The organism is Humibacter ginsengiterrae (assembly GCF_054780115.1).
The window spans coordinates 1-1,439 of the sequence record NZ_BAAGWY010000035.1 but is presented as its reverse complement, the minus strand read 5'-3'; the positions used below and the strand labels follow the sequence as shown (position 1 = coordinate 1,439).

The following is a 1,439-nucleotide window of genomic DNA, read 5'->3' as shown; positions in this document are numbered from 1 at the left end:
GGGTGCGTCTCGTAGCGTGGTGTCACTTCCCGCGGGGTTCTCGTCGTCGTTGACGTAGGAGGGCCATCGTGGGATGACCAGTTGTTTCCGGCAAGAAGCAAAGCGAGATCCCACGATGACCGATAACCAGTCTGCCTTGACGACCCTGATCGGCGAAGTCCTCGCCGATCCCGACCTGGCCCACTCGGACGTGTTCCGGCGGATGCTGCAGGCCGGCCTGCAGGACCTGATCAACGCGGAAGCGACCGCACGGATCGGAGCCGCCCCGCACGAGCGCACCCCGGAGCGGACAACGCGCCGCAACGGCACCAGGCCGAAGACCCTCGCGACCCCGGCCGGCGAAGTCGACCTTCAGATCCCGAAGTTGCGGGAGGGGTCGTTCTTCCCGTCGCTGCTGTCGCCGCGCCGGCGGGTCGATAAGGCCCTCTACGCGGTGATCTGCCAAGCGTGGATCGACGGTGTCTCCACCCGCAAGGTCGAGCAGCTGGTCCGGGCTCTGGGCAACGACACCGGCATCAGCCGGTCCACGGTCTCGCGGATCTGCTCCGAGATCGACGAGGCGGTTCAGGAGTTCCTGCACCGCCGGATCGACCACACCTGGTTCCCGTATCTGTTCCTGGACGCCACCTACCTCGATGTGCGGGTCCGTGGCCACGTCGTCTCCCAGGCCCTCGTCGTGGCCACCGGCGTCTCCGGCGAAGGTCGGCGGGAGATCCTTGGCATGGCACTGGGCGACGCGGAGACCACCGACTTCTGGACCGAGTTCCTCCGCGGCCTGCGTGACCGGGGGCTGAAGGTTCCCACCGACGCCGACCCGCTCGGCGTCGCCCTGGTCACTTCCGACGCGCACGCCGGCCTCAAGGCCGCAGTCAAGGCGATCCTGCCCGGATCGGGCTGGCAGAGATGCCGGGTGCATTTCGCGCGGAACGTGACCCAGCGGCTCGGCTCGGCACGGTCAAAGCCCGTCAACGCGCTGATCTCGACGATCTTCGCGCAGACCACCCGCGAAGCGGTGACGGCCCAGTATCACCAAGTCGCCGACAGCCTCCGCGGCTCGTTCCCCGAGATCGCGGCCATGCTCGAGAACGCCGAGCCAGACCTGACCGCGTTCGCGACGTTGCCCCGTGAGCACTGGCAGAAAGTCTGGTCGAACAACCCGATCGAGCGCCTGAACAGGGAGATCAAACGTCGCGCCGACGTGGTCCAGATCTTCCCCGACCGCGACTCCGTCACCCGTCTCATCGGAGCCGTCCTCCAAGAGCAGCACGAGGAATGGCAATACGGGGAACGCCGCTACTTCTCCGAGACCTCAATGCGAGCACTGATCCACGTCCTCCACGAGACCACCGAGCCCGCCCGCCCCGAACTGCTCCTCACCGCCTAACCATCACCCACCCACAGGGAACAACAGCAGTGACACCACACCACGGGACTTGACC

Annotated in this window: 1 protein-coding gene; it reads left to right on the top strand. The window is 66.7% G+C overall.

The genetic code is table 11. From position 1 onward, the window contains the following. Positions 1-115 precede the first annotated feature (115 nt). Positions 116-1,384, top strand: coding sequence for an IS256 family transposase (locus ACYVII_RS19055; RefSeq protein ID WP_460537920.1), 1,269 nt, complete (start codon positions 116-118; stop codon positions 1,382-1,384). Positions 1,385-1,439: the final 55 nt, after the last annotated feature.